Annotated in this window: 1 protein-coding gene; it reads left to right on the top strand. The window is 29.9% G+C overall.

Going from position 1 to position 1,540, the window contains the following annotated elements; all coding sequences use genetic code 11:
• The coding region (locus ABIQ27_RS03255; protein WP_348032011.1) for an Eco57I restriction-modification methylase domain-containing protein at positions 1–1,540 on the top strand (1,540 nt) is incomplete at both ends.

Here is a 1,540-nt window from a genome sequence, read left to right as displayed (position 1 = left end):
CGAGTAGCAGAAGTGTTTTCGATGAGGCCACAACTATATCAATTGATTATTCCTTATTAGACATAGAAGAAATCAAGGCTGAAATTGAAAGACAAAGAATAATAGGTTCACGCCAAGGTTTAGAAATTAAGCCCAATTTAGGCGATGGTGATGAACTTGATTTAGAAGATGTTGAAGAAATGGATGATGATTCCGAAGGAAACTCTAAGAAATCAAAAGCAACAGAAGACGAAGAAGAAACTGATTATAAAGGCAAAATTGCTATGTATTATTCAAGGATTCTATTCTTTGCGTTTTTAACTAATTCAAGAGTTAAATCCCTACAAGATATTCTAAGTCATATTAAAGGTAATGCAAGTAATTTGCGGATTATTTCAAATTTAAATCTTGATAATGTTATTCTCGAGTTATTTCAAAAACACCTTAATCCATTTATATTAAGTGAACTTGATTATAAAATTCAAAACATTAATTCATTAGCAAACGACACGACAATTGCTCCAATTGAGAGAGCAAGCAATGCTCTGAAAAAATTTGGTCGTTTATCAGAATCCGAAGTTGTTACACCAGAAATAGTAACCGAAATGATTATTAATGCATTTCCAGTTAATGCAATTAATAAATCTACAATGCTATTAGATATTGCAGCAAAACAAGGTGAGTTTGTTTATGCGGTATATAAAAAATTTGGAAAAGAAGTAGCTAGCAATTTTTACTCCATTCCTACATCAAAAATTGCTTATGAATTTACACGAAAAGTTTACACGTTACTTGAATTAGATATCAACCTAATTGAAGACAACTATACATCATATGATTTAATCAAAGAAAACAAATTGATTAAAGACAAAACCATCAAAATAAATAAAAAAAAAATGAAGTTTAATGTAATCGTTGGCAATCCGCCATATCAACAGAGTGATTTAGGTGCAAATAAAAACAGTGCTTCACCAATATATAACGAATTTGTTGAAATTGGGAAAAAACTAAATCCTGAACATATTTCTATGATTATGCCAACTCGTTGGTATGCTGGTGGAAAAGATTTGGATTCTTTTAGAGACCAAATGCTTAATGATATTCACATTTCAGAGTTACATGATTTTCTTAAACCTGATTTGATTTTTCAGAATATAAATCTTAGAGGTGGAATATGTTATTTTTTGTGGAATAAGTCTTACGACAATAGTAAAAGTTTAACCAAAGTCCTAACTTACAATGATGATTTAACACCGAAAGTTAATATCCGTAGGTTAAGAACGGAGGATTCAGATATTTTAATTCGTCATAGCCTAGCTGTTGAAATGCTAAAAAAGATAAAAACACATAAAGACTTTATCTCATTAGAAAACACTGTATCAGCAAGAAAACCATTTGGTTTAGATGCAAACGTTGTTAAAAAATCAACTTTATTTAGAAGCTCTAACAAAGGCTTGAAAAATCCTGTTTTATGCTATGGTAAAGGCAAACAAATTGGTTATATAAATAGAGCCGAAATTATAAAAAACACAGAATGGATAGATAAGTATAAGGTTTTTAC

Origin of the sequence: Flavobacterium sp. (assembly GCF_039916025.1) — a bacterium.
Taxonomy (GTDB): Bacteria; Bacteroidota; Bacteroidia; order Flavobacteriales; family Flavobacteriaceae; genus Flavobacterium.
This window is presented reverse-complemented; position numbering and strand designations above follow the sequence as displayed.